The following is a 20,311-nucleotide window of genomic DNA, read 5'->3' as shown; positions in this document are numbered from 1 at the left end:
TTATCTTATTACTATTAAATGAAAATAGGGAGATGAATAGGTAATGTCAGAAACGTATGAATTTTTATCCGCGCATATACAACAAATTCAAGAAGATTTGATTTCCATTGTAAAAGCGGAGTCACCCAGCCTACAGAAAGAACTGGTAGATAAAACAGGAAATTTGTTAAAGGATATTGTCCAAAATAGACTTGGTAGCAATTACATTTGTACCGTACATCCACAGGAATACTATGGCGATCATCTGCAGTTTGAAAAAAAAGAATCGGAATCCTCCAAACCGCGTGTATTATTCCTTAGTCATTTTGATACGGTATGGCAAGAAGGTGAACTCCCTATCCGCTTCGATGAACAATTATTGTATGGACCTGGTGTATTTGACATGAAAGCTGGGTTACTCTCATCTATTTGGGCAGTTACTTCATTGGAAAAAACGCTCGATACTTTACCTATTTCACCCGTATTCCTATTTACCTCCGATGAAGAGACTGGTAGTTTGTCTTCCCGCGACTTAATTGAACAAGTGGCGAAAACATGTGATGCCGTTTTTGTCATGGAACCTGCAGAAGCCCATACGCACGCACTGAAAACGGCACGTAAAGGAATTGGCATGTATCAGTTGGATGTACAAGGTGTCAGCGCCCATGCCGGGAATAATCATGAAGATGGAGTTAATGCCATCTTGGAAATGACTTATCTCATTCAGCAACTGCACGAACTGACCGATTATTCAAAAGGAACTACTGTTAGCGTTGGAACCATTAAAGGTGGAACAACTAGCAATGTGGTTCCTGAACATGCGTCTATCGAAGTAGACTTCCGCATGACATCCCTTGAAGAAGCGAGTCGGCTCATGCAAACAATTGATCAATTGAATCCGAAGAATCCGCTTGCCCAATTGACGATTACGGGCGAACTAAATCGACCGCCTCTCGAAAGAAACGAAGCAAACCGAAAATTATACGAACTTGCCAAAATAGCAGGTAAAAAGTTGAATATTGATCTCAAGGAATCCAGTGTCGGTGGAGGAAGTGACGGGAACTTCACGTCTGCTCTTGGTATCCCTACTATTGATGGCTTGGGCATTCCAGGGGATGGTCCCCATGCGAGACATGAACATATCCGTTTTGATTTATTTGCGCAACGTTGTGCTTTGGTTGCAGAACTATGTATCACCTATGCACAAAATCTATCCGTTGAACAATTGGAAAAGAAGACCCCTCAAACATCGTAAAGTTTCACATTCAAAATCGGAAAAGGAGTTTAGAAAATATGACAAGCACTCTCACCGAAACGAATTTAGATAAACAACTCATTCTGTGGCGTCGTGATTTCCACCAACATGCTGAATCAGGTTTTTTGGAGATGCGCACAGCTTCCATTGTGGCTGCCTATTTGACTCAACTTGGCTATCCATTAAAGGTGGCTTCGGAAGTAATGAAAGAAGACGCTCGAATGGGCGTACCTTCAAAAGAAGTTTTGGATAATCACTATAAGTGGGCGCAGGAAAACGGGGCAAACTTGGATTGGTTACCGAAGTTTGCAGGTGGGATGACTGGCATCGTGGCGACTCTCGAAACCGGGAAGCCGGGTCCTACCACTGCATTCCGCGTTGATATGGATGCGCTAGATATCCAGGAAGACCTATCTGTAGAACACATTCCTTTTAAAGACGGATACGCTTCCGTAAATGCCAATATGATGCATGCTTGCGGACATGATGGACATACAGCCATTGGTTTAGGTTTGGCAACTTTAATTATGGAAAATAAAGAATCGTTAGTCGGTACAATCAAACTGATTTTCCAACCTGCAGAAGAAGGCACTCGCGGAGCAAAATCAATGGTTGAAGCAGGCGTAGTCGACGATGTCGATTACTTTATCGCCACCCATCTGGGAACCGGGATCCCTTCAGGTAGTTTTGTTGCCGGCAAGGCAGGATATTTAGCAACAACGAAAATGGATGTGACATTCAAAGGATTTGCTTCCCATGCAGGTGGCAAACCAGAGGCAGGTCGAAATGCCTTGGCTGCGGCAGCTGCTGCGGTACTCGGAATTTATGGTATTCCCCGCCACTCAGCCGGTGCGTCACGCATCAATGTTGGTGTCCTGCAAGCTGGCAGTGGTCGAAACATTATCGCCTCATCAGCTTTCCTGAAACTAGAAACTCGTGGTGAAACGACAGAAATTAATGAATTTATCCAGGGCCAAGCACTCGCAGTTTTGGAAGGCGCTGCTAAGATGTATCAAGTAGAAGTTAACGTGGATGTTGTCGGCGGAGCATTAAACAGCGTGCCGAGTGAAGAGCTTGTGGAACGCGTAGCAACTTGCGCCAAATCCAATCCGGCATTTACGGAAGTAATCGATTGGTCAAGAGGAGCTGCTGGATCAGAAGACGCAACATACTTCATGAACCGCGTCATGGAGCTAGGTGGTCAGGCAACCTATTGTGTTGTTGGATGTGACATTGCTGCAGGTCATCACAACGAACGCTTCGATATCGATGAATCATCATTACGAATTGGTGTAGATGCCTTATATCGTGTTGCTGTTGAACTGAATTCATAAAGCAAGTCCTTGCCAATCTCCTGCGGGTATGATTCTTTCAGGTTCAGAGCCACAATTGTTCCCCAAATTGTGTCCCAAGTCACTGATACATAACACTCTAGCGGAACACCTGGAAATCCCCGCAAAAGTAAGCGGCTGGCAGCATGAGAACACAAATATCTCCCAAATAACTGCTCAAATATCTATACTGCATGATTAAAAAGAGACGGGTTAGTAATTTAACAGGTTCTCTTGAGAGGTGCAAAATTTCAAATATCCCTGTAAATAGCTATTTAAAAAGAAATGGGATTAGCATCGCAATAAGCTGTAGCTTTGCATTTTTGTCATTTTCTGATAGAAAAAGATATAAAAAAGCACTGAGATTATATACTCAGTGTTTTTTTCGTTATAATTTTTAGTCAGCTGTGTTTTCTATTCCCTTCTTTAACTAAAGCACGCGTTAGTTGGATAAGCATAAAATTCCCGACGCCAATCATTAACAGATTGAAGCCTTAATCATTTCAATTTCCCCATTTTCTCCGTCAACAGAATCAGTACCCTGTTCACAATTTTCTTCATTTTTCCACTCAACTATATAGTTATTTTTTTAAAGTTCTATTGAAAGTATTTTGACCCTGCCGATGTGTCCAGTGTGTTGTTCGATAACACTGGATTTCGCCTGTTCTTCTGATACTTTTAATTCTGCACTATTACAACCACTTACAATAAAAATCAGTAAGACAATCATACTAGAAACTATTTTCTTCATTTTTCCCCCTCAACCACATAGACTTTTATTTTATTATCAAGGTTTCAAATAATTCCGTGTTCAACTAAACTGCCCCTTTAGTTGAACAAGAAAAAAGAGCCGTCTAAGCAGCTCAGCGATCAGACTTTATCAGTTCAATTAGGTTTTCTTCACTAAACGCTAAATCAATTTTAATAAATTTTGATTCTGTCCAACTGCCTAGATAATTGTCCTTTCTTTTCCTGCCCAATAGTATCACCTCGATTTGATAACTTTATTGATGTTTAATTTAACAAAACTTATATGGATTTTATTTTCAACTAAACTCCCCCGTTCGTTCAATAAGAAAAAGAGCTGTCTACGCAGCCCCATGATCTTTAACTAAAGCACCCGTTAGTTGAATTAGGATATTATTATCCTTAACCAAAGATTTGTGCAGTAATAGCACATAACTCTTTATTCCTATATGGCATATTAATAGAGTTCTTTATCATTATCGGGGGATTACTAACTTTTACAAATCCGCTTTTCTCCAATAATAACATTAACTCGTCTTTATTGGATGGCACATCAATTCTTAACTTTCCTTGATGATTAAGAACTAACCTATCGATTATTAAAGCTGCTGTATGTGAATCTGGTGCTACAATAGGTCCTATTAATAGATTTACTGGTCCTAATATGGATAATCCAAATCCAATAATCCTCCCCTTCAGATTTCTAACAACTAAACAATGTTTTGATTGATTTATCCTGTTAAGAAGTAATTTTCTTCTCTTATCACCAAAAGCAGCCGAATCTAATTCAATAATTTCATTAATATCATTCTCACTGTACTTCTCTATAGTAATTTCTCGATTATTAAATAATTTAGTTGAAATATAATTATCATTTAAATACTTATGTACATAGTCTACAGTATTAAAACCCAAGTTTTCATATAAGGGTTTCCCATCTTCAGTTGAAATTAACATTATTGAGGTATCTTGAGAAACACTGTCTATACATTTCTGAGTAGCCATTTTTCCTAAGCCTAAACCTCTATATTCTTCATTAACAATAAACATTCCAATTGAAGCTAAATCAGTGTCATAAGGAATTATTGCAGCACTTGAAACAACTTTGCCCACAGCATTTTTATGTCCGCTATTTTACCAGATGACATAACAGTTCTAATTTCATGTTCATCATAATCCCAGCCAACTGATGCAGAAAGTTCTATTAAACCTAAGACATCATTTTTATCAAATTCCACTAATGCTAATACTGTTTTATTGTCTGTATGCATTAGAAATCCCCCTATTTTATTTCTATTCTTATCATAATTTCGCATCTAGCCTTGTTCAACTAACCTGCCTCGTTAGTTTAATAAGAGGGTGTATAAATTCTATCGGTGTCAGTGTCTATAACAAATTCAACTTCTATTTCGTTATCATAAATAACTTGATCAAAATTATGAATCCTACAAAACACATCAAGAAAGTCTCTTGTTTCATAAGTTAGTACTTTTGCTTGAAGATACTTTTGTCTTAATTGCTTTTTAGAACATTTTTTACCTGTGAGTAAAGCTTGATGAAAATAACCGTCTATTTCAATAATCAATAATCATCACTGCTGTTTGCTAAACAGCAATATAGCTTAGATTTTTTTATTTTGTCTCAATTTAACACGAACTGATATTGCACTAACCTGCCCCGTTAGCCATCCATGCAGCAAAAAACCACCACAGAGTATGAAAATTGGGTCAGAGACGCTTATACAACAATCGCGCCCGATTGTCGAACAAAAAATGTAAGATTTCTCACTTTCTCATTTAATATTAGTTTTCCAGCCTTTTTGTAGTTGTTTTCGGATGTAAACAATTTGTCCAATATGGTAAGCGTTATGCGTGGACATATTTCCTAGTAACCCCCACCACTTTGCAGTCTCTGGGAAACCATTCACTTCACTTTCTACCTTTTCTTCAGTTAGTAGATATTGCCACTGAAGCAGAACCTTTAGGAGGCACTCTTTTAAGTCAGCAAATCTTTTATTTTCCGGAACAATAAAGCTTTTATTATTATCATCTATTGGCCCAACAGCATTCACATGAGATTTTTCGTACCTCTTTTGCCATGTCTCATTCCAGTAAAGTAGATGTTGTACAATTTCAGCGATACTGTTACTTTCATCGTTGGGTTTCCAAAACGCTTCTTCCTCTGACAAGTTTGCTACCGATTCCGAAAACGGAGCGTAAAAGCTAGGGTCGTTCGCATTTGCTAACAACTGATCGACCAAAACATCTTTAGCATGGGACATATTAGTCACACTCCCTTTTAATTATATCTTTTCTTTTACGGTGCTCTTTTGAATTCTCCAGCTTTCTTCCGTTAAATGTTCCAATTGTTGAACAAAGCTAGAACATGTTTCTTCAACTAAACTGCTGCTTTAGTTGAACAGAAAAAGAGCCATCTAAGCAGCTCAACGATCTTCAAGTAAAGCACCCGTTAGTTGAAGAAGAACTAATGGTCTCTACTCTTGATTAAAGTGCAATAACTTATCTAATGGTATATCTGATTCTTTGAAACCATATTTCGTTAACATTATTAGTTCTATCGCTTTTTCAGGGTTTTCTTGATAAAACTTTAAAATCACTTCACAATGTGCCAATGCTAAGTGTTCTGTAAGCATTCGTGCAAATTCACCGAGTATTTCTCTATGTTCATCTTTAACAGATTCATCAGAGAAATATGTAGCAGAGACATAGTTTGCACGCTGGTCATCTTCTTATAAATTAAATATGGAATTTCAAAATCATCAAATGTGGCAGGTCGAAATTCATCTAAAATGGCTAAAGTATAATGTTGGTCACTAACTCGAACATCCCACACTTCAAAGTCCCTTAATCTAAATTTACGTTCAAAATAATCAATCAAACTTATACGTCCCCTTTCAATTTATTTGACTGCTGATAATCTTTCCAAATTACATATTCTTATGGAACTAACCTGCCCTTTTAGTTCCATAAGAATATGGCTGCAATCAGCTAGATGATCTTTAACTAAAGCACCCGTTAGTTCAACAAGACGAAATATTCAAAGCATAATAAACGAAACTTACCCTCTGACCATTCATTTCGAATTCTTCACTACTAGTTCCTATTCTCTCAAATCCATTTTTCTCTAAAACTCTTTGGGATGCTATGTTATTAGTTGTTGTTTTGGCTTTAATTTGTTTTAGGTTTTCGTCAGTTACTGTTTCTACTAATATTTTCAATGCTTTATTAGCAATTCCTTTGCCAGTATGTGCTTGTCCCACCCTATAACCGAGGTAACCGATTTTATCCGATTCATCAATATCCACTAAATTTATTCTTCCTAGAATTGAGCTTTCTTTATCTTTAATTAAATAGAAACATGAACCTCCAAGAACTTGTTCTTCAAGTAAAGTTTCATGTCTTTTTTTAAAAGTCTCAGGGTTATAGTATTCATCTCCACGCGTCGGTACCGTTTCCTCGAAAAAAGTTCTGTTTTCAAGTTCAAAATTAAATAAATCTTCTGCGTCTGTAACATGCAATTTTTCAATAAATACACCCATTTGTACAAACCACCATTCATTTTAATAGTTTTCTTCTTCAACTAAACTGCTCCGTTAGTTGAATAAGAAAAGAGCAAATTTAGCAGCTCGATGTTCTTCAATTAAACCACCCGTTAGTGAAGAAGCACTTTGTTATTAACTATCAACCCATGCTTTAAATATATCTAAAATTTCACCTAGTTTTCTGGTCCACCATAACCCGCAAAGTGTAATCCATAGCGCCCTTCTTCGTCATCTTTAATTTCACCATGAATCCAGTCCGTTTCATTTCGATCAATAAACACTTTTTCAAATTTTTTTCCCTCGACATCCGTATTTTCTACTCTGATCCATACCATCCAACCGGGGTTATCAAGTGTTTCAATCTTTATATTATTATAATGTTCCCAATCACCATCACATTGATTAACAAACCATTTTTGTAACCAAGTTAATGCATCCATCTAAATTCCTCCAATTTGTTAGTTCAATAAGAAAAATGAGCTACCATAGCAACTCACTGATTTTCAACTAAAGCACCCGTTAGCTTGAGAAGTTACCAAAGATTATTTGTCTGTTTTTGTAACATCAATTCTAATTTTTTTCTATACTTATTCTGATAGGTATTTCTCCACATTTTTTCAATATTTATTTTACTAATGATATGTCGCACTTTGTCATTTTCGTTGATTAACTTATTGCGTTGTACATCATCAATATATGCTTGAAACCATTTGTATTGTTTAAGAAACTCAATGTTTTTGTTAATTTCTTCTTCTGTAACATCTTTCATAGAAGAAAAAATAAGTGTTCCAATTGAACCTATCAGTTCGAGTAAAATTCCCAATAAATCTTCCTCCTTTGTTAATAAACACCTTTAGGTTACTAATTCGTACTTATAAACTAATCTGCACCTTTAGTTCAATAAGAAAAAAGGCTTTACTCCTTCTTGAAGTAAAGCACCCGTTAGTTGAACAAGAAGGACATTCATATTGAATGACAATGAAAACAAATACTTTATTCTATTACTTGTGTCTCCCAACCATCATAACAGGAGGAATTTCCCCCAAATTTAATTGCTAACTCTGTTAGATACTTAGTTGTTTCGAAAATTTTATCAGGCAGGATATAACATTTTTTCCCTACTTTAAACAGAAACAGTTCTTGTTGATTTTCTTCGTCTTCAACCAATTGTGGTTCATACAAATCATATCCCTTATTACTAAGTCTTCTGGCAATTTTATTAATTGAGGACTCAGATTTTAAGAAAAAATAATGTTCCAAATAATGTTCTTTTTCAAAATTTGAACCTTCCTTTTTTAATGCATTAATTGTTTCAAGGTCGCGAGACTCTCTTTGTCTCAATTCGTTTATTGTTTCAGTCATAATCTTCACCTATTTTCAATCTTAATCAAACTTTTTTCTCTATTTGACAATATTCTATATTTATTAAACAATTCCTTCTTCAACTAACCTGCTCCGTTAGTTCAATAAGAAATTTCAGTTTAACTCCGAAACTTTTCCGAAAAAAAACTTATTTTTGATTAAATCTATAAGTCTTCCTACTAAAATATAACTTACTAAATGAATAAAAAACGCCCATTTTGTATAATGAAATATAGCACTATTTGTTTCTTGACGTTGTAATTCAATGTCGATAATAGAGCTAAAGCCGTTATGAAACAGTATATCTAATACGGGATTAAACATTAATAACGGATTAACAAATTCAACCCAAACTAAATCAAAAATTATCGAAACAATAGCGCTTATGCCAAAAACTAATGTAATACTAAACAGTTTTACTTTTCTTTTCATATAACCTCTCCTTCTTTTTGTCCTTGACGAATTTCCTTTATTGAACTAAACTGCCGCATTAGTTTAAGTGTAATCCTTCACAATCTCATAAAGTTTAAAAATCACCTCCATTAGCAGGCCTTGATGTGTAAATTAATTTAAAACCTTTCTAATTATTTCTTCATATCTCAGGATCAGTCAGTTTAACCGAATTGTAAAACAAACAATATGTAGAATGAATTTAGTTTTCCCCAAAAATAATAATAGCTAGGAAAATATTTTATCTCTATACTTATATTTAAATCCATAAAAGGAGTCAATTATGTATATTTGGGATATTAATGCACTTGTTACAGCTTTAAAGGAAGATTCCTTTACTGAAAAAAAGAAGAAAAGTTATCGAGTAACCTTTTGGTTCATACTAGCTATTACTGTATTATCTTCACCGATAGTTAATAATCCTTTTTCAATGAATAAATATGATATTATTGATTTGATTTGTTTTGTTGTCATCAATGCTATCGGTTTATTTGTACTATTTCGTATCTATAAAAATGGAAATAAAAAAGAGTTTTTTCTCCCGTTTATTAGTTTAACTATCCCTATTTTCCTAAGATACATATTACTTTTTATCATTTTAACAGTAATTGGATATACTTTTATTTTTCCGTTCTTACCTTATTATTCTCTAGAAGAAACAAATTTAATGGATTTAAGTATTTCAATTGTAGTTGAGTTTGTTTATAACCTGTTGTTCATCCATTACTTTAAGAAGATTTTTAACTGATGCACCTTTTTAGGTGCTTTTTTTATTACAGGAATTATTCCGATAGCTCCATGACTGCTTATGTACATACTCAACTAAACTGCCCCGTTAGTTAAATAAGAAAAAAGGCTTTACTCCTTCATGAAGTAAAGCACTCCGTTAGTTGAATAAGAAATTCCAACTCTAACTCACGTAATTGCTTTGACCATTTACACTTAACGCGAAATCAGTGGTAAGAAATTACTAATTTTGTTTTTGGAATCCATACCTATATAAACCAAGCAAAAGAGGAAACATGATAATAATTGTAAAAACAGAAACAAAAATAATTCCTCCTTTTCCTAGTTCAGCATCTTGAAACCCATAGTAAAGTGTAGATACAATTACATCTATTACAGTAATTATGAATATGATTTTCCAAAAAGATTGCGAAAAGAATTGTTTTTTATATACATAACCATAAAATCCAACTGTGTTAATAAAAGCAATAATCGTGCTCGCAATTCTTAATACAGTTTCTACCCAACCATATTCATTTTCTAAAAACATTGACACTATCAACAAAACGAACATTATCCAAAAATAAATTTTCCAAAGCATCCTTATACCTCACGTTTCTTAAAACTATTTTTTCCCCAGAATACTTGACTTCTCAACATATATGTAATTTTTTCCTTATTACTAACCTGCTGCGTTAGTTCAATAAAACTAACTTTGCCTAAGCAGCCATGTTATCTTCACCTAAAGTACTGGTGAGTGAAACAAGAATAACTAATTTTCATTATTATTTTTATGCAAATCTTCTCTTAGTTTTTTTAGTTCTTCTGCTTGTTTTAGTACATTATTAGTACTCCAAATAGCTATTAATTAACAGGAATTTTGGCCGCCTTACAACTTTTATTGTAAAACGACCAATTTGACCAAAAACTATACACCTAGTAATGAAACTTTTAAAGTAAGAAAGCAGAAATATCAATAAACAAAAGAACTACCAATTTGAGTGCGAATTGATAGTCCTTTTGTGTTATGATTTTAGTTTTTGCACCTCAGAAGAGTACCTGTAGTTAGTAATTCCCGTCTCTTTTGTTTTTACTTCAAGGACCCAGGTCTAACATTCGCAGGGATCGGACAAACATAGGGCTCTTTTGCAATTAACTGTTGATGCTCTTTTTGAACCGCTTCAAGAGCAGAGGAGTTTTGATAAAGTTCGATTGCAGCCCCTGCCATAGCTTCGGCTGCACGCAACATCCCCTTGTGTGCAAATGTGCTGATTCCTTGAGCGGTCATTTGCCATGTATGCAGTGGTGTTCCCAATGCTGAAGTTGCCGCTGAAAGTTGAGCAGTTGGCACAATCCAGCTAACATCAGATACATCTGTTGAACCTGCCATGATTTCGTCTGAAGCGACATATTCCGAAATGGAATCAGCTAAATATTTTCCTTCGAATTCACTTCCGTCACCTCTATACCCGAATCCTTTATTCAAGTCGTAAGAATTCTTCTTTTCCCCTTCATTTAAAGATTCCCAGATGCATTTGGCAAAGGACTGCTCTTCGGCAGTTTCAGGTTCCGTTCCTACTAGATGTAATTGTCGATCAAGAACTTGTTCGAGTGAACGGTTCGGTCGATAATTTGAACAGGCTTTATCAAACTCGATTGTCATCTCCGTCCCTGTCATTAGTGCCGCTCCTTCAGCAATCTTGCATACCCTCTTATATATTTCATCCACTTGATTTACTTTAGGTGCACGGATCAGATACAAAACTTCAGCATCTGCTTGCACCACATTCGGTGAAAAGCCTCCCGTATTTGTAACCGCATAGTGCATACGCGCTTCAGGAATCACATGCTCTCGCAAGTAATTGACCCCAACATTCATTAACTCGACTGCATCCAGAGCACTTCGGCCTAAATGTGGAGAGTTCGCAGCATGGGATGAGATGCCTTTAAAACGGAAAAATACTTGATAGTTAGCAAGTGATGACAAACTCATAATGCTGTTTACCGGTGAAGGATGCCAAGAAAATGCAGCATCTAGTCCATTGAAAACACCTTCACGAACCATGAATGTCTTACCAGATCCGCCTTCTTCACCTGGGCATCCATAGAATTTAACAGTTCCTTTGATTAGTTGGTCTTGCATATAAGCTTTTACTGCAAAAGCTGCGGCCAACGCACCCGTTCCGAGTAAATTATGACCACAACCGTGACCGATGCCGTTTGGAACAAGCGGGATTGCCTTGGCTACATTTGCCTCTTGACTTAATCCGGATAACGCATCGAATTCACCTAAAAATCCAATCGTCGGGTTTCCTTTCCCAAATGTTGCAACAAATGCCGTTTCAATTCCTGCAACATTTCTCTCAACTTGAAACCCTTCTTGTTCCAAGACATCCGCCATATATTGCGCTGACTCAAATTCTTCAAACCTGGTTTCCGGATGGTTCCAGATAAACTTGCTAATCTCTTCAAAACGCTCTTTATTGCTTTTAAGATAATCCTTCACAGAAACGGTCTTAGTTGTAATGGGTGCCACTTCCTTTAAGTTATTTTTCTATTAGCATTGCTAAACTAACCTGTTGTTGATCGTACAATTGCGCTAGGCGCAAATGCACTCACTCATTTTCCATTCAATATCAACAGCAATCTATTACATACATTCTATTATACATATTTATTGCTCCATTCGGAATATTCAATTAATAATCTCCGAAAAAAATAGACTAGTACTAGTGAACAATCAAGATAGAATTAATGCAAGAACTACGAGAATTGGTGTGTTTAACGGAGCGAATTGACAAATTGCAGATGTGGGATAAAAACTTTGAACAAAACCGAATCTACCACCAATTTTGATAGTGGTAGTCCTTCGATCTCTATTTCATTGTTTTAAAGAGAATCGGATAAAACCGATATACATCCTGAAATACTTGATTTCAAGTCGTCATGAGACCAACTCGGGACATCTCCATGTTCAATTGCCAGTGCGTGTGAAGCAGGAATGTGGATAAAACCGGATGGGATATCCATGTCATTCGTTTGCACGTAATGAAGTCCCTCATACATTACGTTGTTGCATAGATAAGTTCCGGCAGTGTTTGAAATCGATGCAGGATATCCTAACTCCCGTAGTTTCTCTACCATCAATCGAATGGGTAATGTTGACATATATCCCGCTGGACCGTCCAGTTGAATCATTTCGTCTACAGGAATATTCCCTTCATTATCTGCCGCACCATCTTTAATATTTATCGCAATTCGCTCGAGCGTGATTTTAGAACGTCCCCCTGCGAGACCTAATGAAATGATTGCATCGGGTTTCACCTCTTTAATGAATGATATCAATTGTTCACCCGAAGATTTGAAATCGACAGTCATCGTCTTCCCGACAATTTGAAAATCCCCAATATGTTGTCCGTTTAATTCTTCCACAATCTTCATTGTTGGATTGAGCGTAAAAGATAAAAATGGTTCAAAACCTGTTAGCAATAAAGTCTTCAATTGATTAACCTCCCCATGGTTACTTTATTGTAACTTAGATAAAAATATTAATCGAAATAGAAACCAATTTTATAGATCGTCCAATCTAACTGAACAATTTCCGAGAATATAATTATCTAAATATTTATGCTACAAGCACTATTTAGATAACATAATTTTATTGTATTTAGCGGTTTTTTATTGACCAATAAGCCTAATTCCCCTTATAATTTCTCCTTGTGAGCATTCACGACTATTTTCGCAAGGAGAATTAATTTTCATGCTTCCATTAAAAGCATCTCATTTTTACGGAAGAAGGACTCTAAAATCACGAACCTGCATCTTGCAATCTTCCCAATCTCAATTCATTTCTCTCCTTTACATTGCATGGAGAAGAAATAGAGCATAGAACCTGGAGCCTCTCATTTAGGGAAGCTCCTTTTTTCTTGATTGAGTAACCCTTTCTTTCTAGCAAAAAGCACTATTTACTAATTTACCATTTAGTCATATGTAACATATTCAATTTGAAGATGTGTGATACTTGTTTAAAGTGGGTATCACTACTATATAAACAAAATTGCTACCTACATGGAGGGATGAAGATGTTAAAAGGAAGTGGTCGTTCATTACTTATCGGAGGTCTTGCCACCCTAGCTTATGTGTACTTCACAAAATCCGCAAACAGAGACAAAGCAAAAACGTCGATAAAAAACACAAAAACCAAAGTATCTTCATTTTTGGATTCAAGAAATGTCAAACCAACAATGGAAACCAAAGCCGGACACTCGGATCCAAATGACCCGGATGACAACCGCATGGTGGAAGAAGGTTCCATGTATAGTGTTCAGTATTATAATGATGCTGTACAAAACAAAACTCCGCAGTCTGGTGCAAAACAGGCTTTTCCAAAATCTCAAAAACAGAAAATGCCGAAAACCGATGAATCATTGTATGAAGACAATAAGGATTCACCTGCTAAACAGGAAAACACGGATCGAAATTCCCCAAACTAAATAAATGTGATTTTATGACAACACGAAAACCCTTCTATTAGATTTTTCTATAGAAGGGTTTTTTCTGAGTTGCCAAGGTAAGTTGTTAGTTTACATACTTCCCGGTCTTAGGAATCGCGATTGTATCAAAATCTTTCGCAAGTTTAGGCAAATTTTCATTTAACCACTCTTCTTGAACAGGAACACCATGCCCTGTAACAGCACAACTCGGTTTTAATTGTGCCAGCTTTCGAACAGACTCCCATGCTGCTTGCCAATCTGGAGTTAAATATCGTGGAGGACCATGGATTTCCAAATGTTGAGTCATTACATTGAAAAGTGATTCTTGTTTCACTGTTATGAAAGCATCTCCAGCGATTAAAGCCCTGTCGTCTTCACGAAAAAGCGCAATATGGCCTTCTGTATGTCCAGGTGTATGAATCCATCTCCATTTCGGTAAATATGGAATTTGTCCATCACCAGGAAGAGCCTGCACTCGGTCTCCTAAATCAATTGCTTCAATTGGATACATAGAAGATATTTTCGCAAGTATTCCCCCATCTACGGTCGGATCTGGGTCAGGATAATCCTTTTTACCCGTCAAATAAGGAAGTTCCAATGAATGAGCATAAACCGGGACATCCCAAACTTTTAACAGTTCAATCAGTGCACCTATATGGTCAAAATGGCCATGCGTCAATATGATGGCCTTAGGTTTGGCTTCTCCAAATCTAGAAGTTGCCGCTTTAATAATCATATCAGCCGATTTGGGTGTACCTGCGTCGACTAATACCCAGCCTTCTGCCGTTTGAGGGGAACCGATAAAACATATATTGGCAAATTGAACAGTCAAACTATAAATGTCATGAACGACTTCTTTCCCGATCCCACTTTCAACTGTAGTCAATGGAATAAATCTTTCCGTCGAAGAGCTTTCCTTCATTTGAAAAAGACCTCCTTTACTATTTTTGTGATGCAATGACTTTACTATTTCCTAAAAGCACTCATTTATGTTTTCAGTAAAAAACCGTGAATCCAAATGGAATCACGGTTGCCGTTAGTAACTTATCTCCCACCACTCTCATTTACATGATGATTGTTTTGACCATCTTTCACTTTAAGTTTTTCCTTCTCTTGCTCACTTAACTTATTTAACTCTCCCTGTTCCGGTTGATCTTTTAAGTTTAATGATTCTTTTTCATCTTTCGACTCGTTTTTCATCACATTCACCTCCCTCATTTTGCTACTCATATTCATTTTTCCCTAAAAGTAATATTTCTAACATACATATTCACATTCTTAATCATCTACTTCTCTCTTTTATTAATATGAGTTTTACAGAAACTTTACAAATCCGTATATTCCAAATTTACTAGATGATAATTAGTCTTTAAATGTTGTTAAATCAACATTTTTAAGAACATTAGTAAATTTACAAATAAGTTCGAGGTCATACATTAAGTCAAAATACCTATCTATTAAACGTAGATATTACCCACATACTAATGGTAAACTATTAGTTATATATGAATATTCATATATTTCTAATACCATAACCTAAAAAATGGAGGATTGACGCATGTCTAATCAATCAAAAAGGTATCAAAAGTTCGTCGCAACAGCAGCTGCTGCAACTCTAGTTGCATCTGCTATGCCAATTGCTGCTTCTGCAGCATATAGCGATGTTCCAAGTAGTTTGAAAAAAGCTGTAGATTATTTAACAGCACAAGGAATTGCACAAGGGTATAACGATTCAACCTTCGGTGTCAGCGATTCAATCAAACGTGGCGATGCTGCGAAAATGATTGCAACTGCAGTTGGTTTGAATAGTTCAACTGCACCAAAATCTCCTTTCAAAGATTTAAATTCACGTGTCGAAGGAGCAGTTAACGCGTTATACGCAGCAGGAATTATTAATGGGAAAACAAAGACTACTTTTGCACCTGATGAATTGATTACACGTGCAGAGATGGCGAAGATTTTAGCAAACGCTTACAAATTAGACGGAGCGGGTGTTAAAAACACATTCACAGACGTGAATGATCATTGGGACTCTTATGTTAATGCACTTCTCAAATCAGGTTTAACTAAAGGGAAAACAGCTACGACATTCGGAGCAAATGTTGAATTGACACGTGGCGATATGGCGTTATTCATCTACCGTGCAAAAGATCTTGTCACTTCTGACAAAGAAGCTCCAACACTTACGTATACAGGTTCAACTAACATTGAAGTCGCATATAGTTCCAAATTTACACTGCCAGTCGTAACTGCAAAAGATAATAAAGATGCCAACGTGGCAGTAACAACAACCATTCGCAACAGCAACGGTGTAGTAATTACCGAAATCGATACAACAAAATCAGGAAAATACACTATTACATATAGTGCGCAAGATAAGGCTGGAAATAAAGCTACTAATCTAGTAATCACAGTAACTGTAGCATCTCAGGTTGTTGTTCCACCTGTTGATCCTCCTGTTAATCCGCCGGTTGATCCGAAACCATTCACACTTTCTTTAATGCACACAAATGATACACATGCCCATTTGGATAACGTGGCAAAACGGATCACTGCGATTAAAGAAGTCCGTGCAGTAAAACCGGATGCACTTCTTTTAGATGCCGGCGATGTATTCTCTGGAACATTGTATTTCAATGAATTCAAGGGACAAGCTGATCTAGAGTTCATGAACCTTGCAAAATACGACTTGATGACTCTTGGTAACCATGAGTTTGATCTAGGATCTACTCCTGAAGGACATCAAGCACTTGCTGAATTCATCGAAGGTGCCGACTTCCCTATCGTCAGCTCTAACGTGAACTTTTCAGCTGATGACAATTTAAAAGATTTATATAAAAGCGGTGTAGCTGTAGACCCTAAAGGTGGAGCAATTCACAACGCGGTGATTAAAAACGTAGGCGGTCAAAAAGTTGGATTTATTGGTTTGACGACTGAAGAAACAGCTGAAATCTCTAGCGCAAATGATGTTACATTTAAAAATTACATCGATTCTGCAAATGCAGCAGTTGATGCGTTAGAAGCTCAAGGTGTTAACAAAATCGTAGCATTATCCCACCTTGGATTTGACGACAACCCAGCATTTGATAACGACCAACTTCTTGCTGCTAATGTTGATGGAATCGACGTAATTGTTGGTGGTCACAGCCATACACAATTAAACGCTCCAGTTATAAGTAACAAGGATGAAAACGGTAAAGCGAAAGATCCAACAATCATCGTTCAAGGATACCAATATGGTGATTTCCTTGGCACATTGGATGTTACTTTTAATAAAGACGGTGTAGTAACTGGTAATGCAGGTTCATTAATCAAAGTTGCTGATAAAGTAGAGGACGAAGCAGCAGCAGCTTTACTAGCTCCATATTCTGAACAAATTGCTACAGTGAAAAACACTGAAACTGGTGCAACTGCAGTAACAGTTTTGGACAACCCTCGTTCAACTACTGACAATGTGCGTGCGAACGAAACAAGACTGGGTAACTTAATCGCTGACGGGATGCTATGGAAAGCGAAACAGTTTAACGAAAATGCAGTAATTGCCATGCAAAATGGCGGTGGGATTCGTGCTCCAATCGATGCTGGTCCAATCACACTTGGTGACGTGTTAACAACATTGCCATTCGGTAACACATTGGCAACAATGACACTTTCAGGTGCTGAAATTAAAGCTGCTCTAGAGCACAGTGTAAGCCAATCACCTAAGGAGAGCGGTGGCTTCTTACACATCTCTGGTATGAAATTTAAATATGACAATAGCTTAGCAGCTGGTAAACGCGTTACTTCGATGAAAGTCAAAAATACGGACGGATCATTCACTGATATCAAATTAGATGCGAACTATGTAGTCGCGACAAATGCTTTCACGGCTAAAGGTGGAGACGGTTTCGATGTTTTCAAAAACGCTTATGAAGCAGGTCGGGTAACGGATCTTGGTGCAGCTGACTGGGAAAATCTACGTGACTATGTGAAAGAATTGGGAACAGTGGATCCTCAAATCGAAGGACGTATCGTTCAAGTGAATGGAACTCCATTTACCCTATCTTTAATGCATACAAATGATACACATGCGCATTTAGACAATGTAGCTAAACGCATCACGGCAATTAAAGAAGTCCGTGCAGCAAAACCGGATGCACTTCTTTTAGATGCCGGCGACGTATTCTCTGGAACATTATATTTCAATGAATTCAAGGGACAAGCTGACCTAGAGTTCATGAACCTTGCAAAATACGACATGATGACATTGGGTAACCATGAGTTCGATCTTGGTTCTACTCCTGAAGGACATCAAGCACTTGCAGAATTCATCGAAGGTGCCGACTTCCCAATCGTCAGCTCAAACGTGAACTTCTCAGACGATGCAAACTTAAACGGTCTTTATAATGATTCAACTGGTATCAATCCAGCTGGCGGTGAAATATATAACACAGTGATTAAATACGTTGATGGTCAGCGTATCGGATTCTTCGGTTTAACTACTGAAGAAACTGCGGAAATTTCAAGTGCGAATGATGTAACTTTTGAAGATTACATCGCTTCAGCAAATGCAGCAGTTGACGCATTAGAAGCTCAAGGTGTCAACAAAATCGTTGCGATTACCCACCTTGGATTTGACGACAATCCAGCATTTGATAACGACCAACTTCTTGCTGCAAATGTTGATGGAATTGACGTCATTGTTGGTGGCCACAGCCATACACAATTAAACGCCCCAGTTGTAAGCAACAAGGATGAAAACGGTGTAGCGAAAGATCCAACAATAATCGTTCAAGGATACCAATACAGTGATTTCCTAGGTACATTGGACGTTACATTTAATAAGGATGGTGTAGTAACTGGTAATGCAGGTTCATTGATTAAAGTGGCAGATAAAGTAGCGGACGCAGAAGCAGCAGCTTTACTCGCTCCATATTCTGAACAAATTGCAACAGTAAAAAACACTGAAACTGGTGCTACAGCTGTAACAGCATTGGACAACCCACGTTCAAGTACTGACAATGTGCGTGCAAACGAAACAAGACTGGGTAACTTAATCGCTGATGGAATGCTATGGAAAGCGAAACAGTTTAACGAAAACGTTGTAATTGCCATGCAAAATGGTGGCGGGATTCGTGCTCCAATCGATGCTGGTCCAATTACACTTGGTGACGTGTTAACAACATTGCCATTCGGTAACACATTGGCAACAATGACACTTTCAGGTGCTGAAATTAAAACTGCTCTAGAGCACAGTGTAAGCCAATCACCAAAAGAAAGTGGTGGATTCTTACACATCTCTGGCATGAAATTCACATTCGACAGCCGTTTACCTGCTGGAGGACGTGTTAAATCTATGAAAGTTGAAAATGAAGACGGTTCTTTCACTGAAATCAATTTAAATACAAATTATGTAATCGCAACAAATGCATTCACTGCTAAAGGCGGAGATGGATTTGATATCTTCAAAAAAGCATATGAAGCAGGTCGTGTAACAGATCTTGGTGCAGCGGACTGGGAAAACTTACGGGACTATGTACAAGAATTAGTTACAGTAAATCCACAAATTGAAGGACGCATTCTTGACGACGCAAAAGCTCCTGTTGACCCAACCGGCCCAATTGAAGTGAATGCTGTGAATTTCTCAGGAACTGAAGCAACTCCAATCACTTATGATCGAGATGTTATCGTGACACTTGATAACACTGCATTACTTCAAAACGCAATTGTTAAAGGCAATCTGGTATTCGAAGGAACAACAGCAACTACTGAAATTTCATTCTTGAACATTCATGTTGAGGGCGATCTTGATTTATCAAACATTGATTCGGATAAAGTGAACCTGGATGGCATTCAAGTTGATGGAAACATCTTATTCTAAAAAACAAAACCTAAATGATTGGAGAGTAATATATGACGTTTCTAAAACAAAAAAAGACTGGCCTGATTGGGCTAGTCTTCATCCTATTGCTTAGTATCATCATTCCGTACTCAGTGAATGTTGCAAATGCCGCTGAAGTCAAAACTGTTGCTGATGCCATTGCCAATAACAGCGGTACAGCTACGGTTCGCGGATATATTGTAGGACATATTAATGATACTACTACAGTTTCTAAGACTAATTTAAAAGACGATTTCAACTTTGCAATTGCGGATAATGCGAACGAAACAAATGTTAATAAAATGTTGTTTGTGGCAGTAACTGCAAGTTTCCGCGATGCATGGGGATTAAAATCAAACCCGACTCATATTGGGAAACAAGTAGATGTTTCCGGTAATTTAACAGCTTACTTTACTAAACCCGGATTAAAAGATACGAATTCATTCGCTTTCTCAACTCCTGAAGCGCCAATTGAAGTAACACCTATAACACCTGAAAAAGCAATGAATTTCAAAAATGTAAAAACAAACAAAATCACGATTGGAA

At 37.1% G+C, this 20,311-nt stretch carries 20 protein-coding genes and 1 pseudogene; 6 read left to right on the top strand and 15 right to left on the bottom strand.

Annotated elements, in window-relative coordinates; genetic code table 11:
• The first annotated feature begins 43 nt into the window (after positions 1–43).
• Both GY23_RS00300 and GY23_RS00295 read left to right on the top strand, forming a co-directional pair.
• The gene (locus GY23_RS00300; RefSeq protein ID WP_075617214.1) at positions 44–1,234 is read left to right on the top strand and encodes a M20 family metallopeptidase; all 1,191 of its coding nucleotides are present in this window, start codon (positions 44–46) and stop codon (positions 1,232–1,234) included.
• Positions 1,235–1,272: 38 nt separating this feature from the next.
• Positions 1,273–2,568: an amidohydrolase gene (locus GY23_RS00295; RefSeq protein WP_075617213.1), complete on the top strand. Its 1,296-nt coding sequence runs from the start codon at positions 1,273–1,275 to the stop codon at positions 2,566–2,568.
• Between the two features lie 586 nt (positions 2,569–3,154).
• On the opposite strand, the gene GY23_RS18120 is transcribed toward GY23_RS00295, so the two are convergent.
• From GY23_RS18120 to GY23_RS00245, 10 genes are all read right to left on the bottom strand, one after another.
• Positions 3,155–3,316, bottom strand: a complete 162-nt coding sequence (locus GY23_RS18120; RefSeq protein WP_161487547.1) for a hypothetical protein — start codon at positions 3,314–3,316, stop codon at positions 3,155–3,157.
• Between the two features lie 398 nt (positions 3,317–3,714).
• On the bottom strand, positions 3,715–4,425 hold the full coding sequence (locus tag GY23_RS00285) for a GNAT family N-acetyltransferase (RefSeq protein WP_245827516.1): 711 nt from the start codon (positions 4,423–4,425) through the stop codon (positions 3,715–3,717).
• On the bottom strand, positions 4,395–4,583 hold the full coding sequence (locus GY23_RS18610) for a hypothetical protein (RefSeq protein ID WP_245827514.1): 189 nt from the start codon (positions 4,581–4,583) through the stop codon (positions 4,395–4,397). The genes GY23_RS00285 and GY23_RS18610 overlap by 31 nt, the downstream gene beginning before the upstream one ends.
• 77 nt (positions 4,584–4,660) lie before the next feature.
• Positions 4,661–4,897: a hypothetical protein gene (locus tag GY23_RS00280; protein ID WP_075617212.1), complete on the bottom strand. Its 237-nt coding sequence runs from the start codon at positions 4,895–4,897 to the stop codon at positions 4,661–4,663.
• Between the two features lie 207 nt (positions 4,898–5,104).
• Positions 5,105–5,593: a DinB family protein gene (locus GY23_RS00275; protein WP_075617211.1), complete on the bottom strand. Its 489-nt coding sequence runs from the start codon at positions 5,591–5,593 to the stop codon at positions 5,105–5,107.
• A 759-nt stretch (positions 5,594–6,352) separates the two neighbouring features.
• Complete coding sequence (locus GY23_RS00265) at positions 6,353–6,871, bottom strand: GNAT family N-acetyltransferase (RefSeq protein ID WP_075617209.1); 519 nt, start codon at positions 6,869–6,871, stop codon at positions 6,353–6,355.
• A 176-nt stretch (positions 6,872–7,047) separates the two neighbouring features.
• A complete protein-coding gene (locus GY23_RS00260; protein WP_211270630.1) occupies positions 7,048–7,314 on the bottom strand; it encodes an Imm53 family immunity protein in 267 nt (88 codons plus the stop codon).
• A gap of 92 nt (positions 7,315–7,406) precedes the next feature.
• Positions 7,407–7,697 (bottom strand): hypothetical protein, encoded by a 291-nt coding sequence (locus GY23_RS00255; RefSeq protein WP_075617208.1) that lies wholly within the window; start codon positions 7,695–7,697, stop codon positions 7,407–7,409.
• A 170-nt stretch (positions 7,698–7,867) separates the two neighbouring features.
• Entirely contained in the window at positions 7,868–8,236 is a 369-nt protein-coding gene (locus GY23_RS00250; protein WP_075617207.1) for a ribonuclease E inhibitor RraB, read from the bottom strand.
• Between the two features lie 114 nt (positions 8,237–8,350).
• Entirely contained in the window at positions 8,351–8,668 is a 318-nt protein-coding gene (locus GY23_RS00245; protein WP_075617206.1) for a hypothetical protein, read from the bottom strand.
• A gap of 301 nt (positions 8,669–8,969) precedes the next feature.
• On the opposite strand from GY23_RS00245, the gene GY23_RS00240 reads away from it, so the two are divergent.
• Positions 8,970–9,434, top strand: coding sequence for a hypothetical protein (locus GY23_RS00240; RefSeq protein WP_075617205.1), 465 nt, complete (start codon positions 8,970–8,972; stop codon positions 9,432–9,434).
• 222 nt (positions 9,435–9,656) lie between these two features.
• On the opposite strand, the gene GY23_RS00235 is transcribed toward GY23_RS00240, so the two are convergent.
• The 3 genes from GY23_RS00235 to pcp all read right to left on the bottom strand — a co-directional run bounded on the left by GY23_RS00235 (position 9,657) and on the right by pcp (position 12,913).
• Positions 9,657–10,013 carry a hypothetical protein gene (locus tag GY23_RS00235; RefSeq protein WP_075617204.1) on the bottom strand — a complete coding sequence of 119 codons (357 nt, stop codon included), beginning with the start codon at positions 10,011–10,013 and terminating at the stop codon, positions 9,657–9,659.
• Between the two features lie 489 nt (positions 10,014–10,502).
• Positions 10,503–11,918, bottom strand: a complete 1,416-nt coding sequence (locus tag GY23_RS00230) for a M20 family metallopeptidase (protein ID WP_245827511.1) — start codon at positions 11,916–11,918, stop codon at positions 10,503–10,505.
• Positions 11,919–12,301: 383 nt separating this feature from the next.
• Positions 12,302–12,913 (bottom strand): pyroglutamyl-peptidase I, encoded by a 612-nt coding sequence (gene pcp / locus GY23_RS00225; protein ID WP_075617203.1) that lies wholly within the window; start codon positions 12,911–12,913, stop codon positions 12,302–12,304.
• A gap of 581 nt (positions 12,914–13,494) precedes the next feature.
• Here pcp and GY23_RS00220 point away from each other — a divergent pair.
• Positions 13,495–13,905 (top strand): hypothetical protein, encoded by a 411-nt coding sequence (locus GY23_RS00220; protein WP_075617202.1) that lies wholly within the window; start codon positions 13,495–13,497, stop codon positions 13,903–13,905.
• A gap of 85 nt (positions 13,906–13,990) precedes the next feature.
• Here GY23_RS00220 and GY23_RS00215 read toward each other — a convergent pair whose 3' ends face one another.
• On the bottom strand, positions 13,991–14,827 hold the full coding sequence (locus tag GY23_RS00215) for an MBL fold metallo-hydrolase (RefSeq protein ID WP_075617201.1): 837 nt from the start codon (positions 14,825–14,827) through the stop codon (positions 13,991–13,993).
• A gap of 122 nt (positions 14,828–14,949) precedes the next feature.
• The gene (locus GY23_RS18395) at positions 14,950–15,105 is read right to left on the bottom strand and encodes a hypothetical protein (RefSeq protein ID WP_169834543.1); all 156 of its coding nucleotides are present in this window, start codon (positions 15,103–15,105) and stop codon (positions 14,950–14,952) included.
• Positions 15,106–15,463: 358 nt separating this feature from the next.
• Between GY23_RS18395 and GY23_RS17735 the strand changes: the two genes are divergently transcribed.
• Together GY23_RS17735 and GY23_RS18960 are read left to right on the top strand one after the other, a co-directional pair.
• The gene (locus GY23_RS17735) at positions 15,464–19,765 is read left to right on the top strand and encodes a 5'-nucleotidase C-terminal domain-containing protein (RefSeq protein ID WP_084543911.1); all 4,302 of its coding nucleotides are present in this window, start codon (positions 15,464–15,466) and stop codon (positions 19,763–19,765) included.
• A 32-nt stretch (positions 19,766–19,797) separates the two neighbouring features.
• Positions 19,798–20,205, top strand: a pseudogene (locus GY23_RS18960) (DUF6359 domain-containing protein); the annotation flags it as partial.
• Between the last annotated feature and the right edge of the window lie 106 nt (positions 20,206–20,311).

This window comes from Paenisporosarcina indica (assembly GCF_001939075.1).
Taxonomy (GTDB): domain Bacteria; phylum Bacillota; class Bacilli; order Bacillales_A; family Planococcaceae; genus Paenisporosarcina; species Paenisporosarcina indica.
The sequence above is the reverse complement of the archived record's forward strand: the minus strand, read 5'-3'. Positions and strand labels throughout refer to the sequence as shown.

Excerpts from the sequence above, each read along its gene's own strand:
- GY23_RS00245 (WP_075617206.1), bottom strand. The coding sequence starts at position 8,668 with ATGAAAAGAAAAGTAAAACTGTTTAGTATTACATTAGTTTTTGGCATA.
- GY23_RS18120 (WP_161487547.1), bottom strand. The coding sequence starts at position 3,316 with ATGAAGAAAATAGTTTCTAGTATGATTGTCTTACTGATTTTTATTGTA.
- GY23_RS17735 (WP_084543911.1), top strand. The coding sequence starts at position 15,464 with ATGTCTAATCAATCAAAAAGGTATCAAAAGTTCGTCGCAACAGCAGCT.
- GY23_RS00260 (WP_211270630.1), bottom strand. The coding sequence starts at position 7,314 with ATGGATGCATTAACTTGGTTACAAAAATGGTTTGTTAATCAATGTGAT.
- GY23_RS00295 (WP_075617213.1), top strand. The coding sequence starts at position 1,273 with ATGACAAGCACTCTCACCGAAACGAATTTAGATAAACAACTCATTCTG.
- GY23_RS00235 (WP_075617204.1), bottom strand. The coding sequence starts at position 10,013 with ATGCTTTGGAAAATTTATTTTTGGATAATGTTCGTTTTGTTGATAGTG.
- GY23_RS18395 (WP_169834543.1), bottom strand. The coding sequence starts at position 15,105 with ATGAAAAACGAGTCGAAAGATGAAAAAGAATCATTAAACTTAAAAGAT.
- GY23_RS00220 (WP_075617202.1), top strand. The coding sequence starts at position 13,495 with ATGTTAAAAGGAAGTGGTCGTTCATTACTTATCGGAGGTCTTGCCACC.
- GY23_RS18610 (WP_245827514.1), bottom strand. The coding sequence starts at position 4,583 with ATGCATACAGACAATAAAACAGTATTAGCATTAGTGGAATTTGATAAA.
- GY23_RS00250 (WP_075617207.1), bottom strand. The coding sequence starts at position 8,236 with ATGACTGAAACAATAAACGAATTGAGACAAAGAGAGTCTCGCGACCTT.
- GY23_RS00265 (WP_075617209.1), bottom strand. The coding sequence starts at position 6,871 with ATGGGTGTATTTATTGAAAAATTGCATGTTACAGACGCAGAAGATTTA.
- GY23_RS00215 (WP_075617201.1), bottom strand. The coding sequence starts at position 14,827 with ATGAAGGAAAGCTCTTCGACGGAAAGATTTATTCCATTGACTACAGTT.
- GY23_RS00275 (WP_075617211.1), bottom strand. The coding sequence starts at position 5,593 with ATGTCCCATGCTAAAGATGTTTTGGTCGATCAGTTGTTAGCAAATGCG.
- GY23_RS00240 (WP_075617205.1), top strand. The coding sequence starts at position 8,970 with ATGTATATTTGGGATATTAATGCACTTGTTACAGCTTTAAAGGAAGAT.
- GY23_RS00300 (WP_075617214.1), top strand. The coding sequence starts at position 44 with ATGTCAGAAACGTATGAATTTTTATCCGCGCATATACAACAAATTCAA.